The following is a 407-nucleotide window of genomic DNA, read 5'->3' as shown; positions in this document are numbered from 1 at the left end:
AAGTTATCCCAGCCTTCAGCTTTATTCATGTGTTGAATGGCATCAATATCAGCCGGAGTAAATTTTCTGATCATATCACTCACCAAATGACGGTAGGTTCAATTGCCAGCTAATGCCGAATCGGTCTTCCACCCAAGCGAATTTACGTGCGATAGGTTCAAGCGGCGCAAGTTCCATCATCACTCTGCCGTTTGTCGATAACCGTGCATAGAGATAATCAATCTCTTCCTCGCTGTCACAGTTGATGGCAAACGACATGGCAGGCGTAAAAGGGATAGCTGTCGCGTCTGCATTATCTATCGCCATAAACTGCTGATTATTCAATGTAAAGATACTATGGTTCACTGTTCCTGGCGCGCCTGGTCCTTCCTCTCCATATTTGTTCATTGTGATGATACTACTGTTTC

At 44.7% G+C, this 407-nt stretch carries 1 protein-coding gene; it reads right to left on the bottom strand.

Features of this window, described 5'->3' with window-relative positions; genetic code table 11:
• Window positions 1–75: 75 nt before the first annotated feature.
• The coding region (locus ERX40_RS11110; protein ID WP_133418554.1) for a VOC family protein at window positions 76–407 on the bottom strand (332 nt) is incomplete at its 5' end.

The sequence above is a fragment of the Macrococcus carouselicus genome (genome assembly GCF_004359515.1).
Lineage (GTDB): Bacteria > Bacillota > Bacilli > Staphylococcales > Staphylococcaceae > Macrococcus > Macrococcus carouselicus.
Note: the sequence above shows the minus strand (reverse complement) of the source record. Positions and strands in the feature narration are given on the sequence as shown.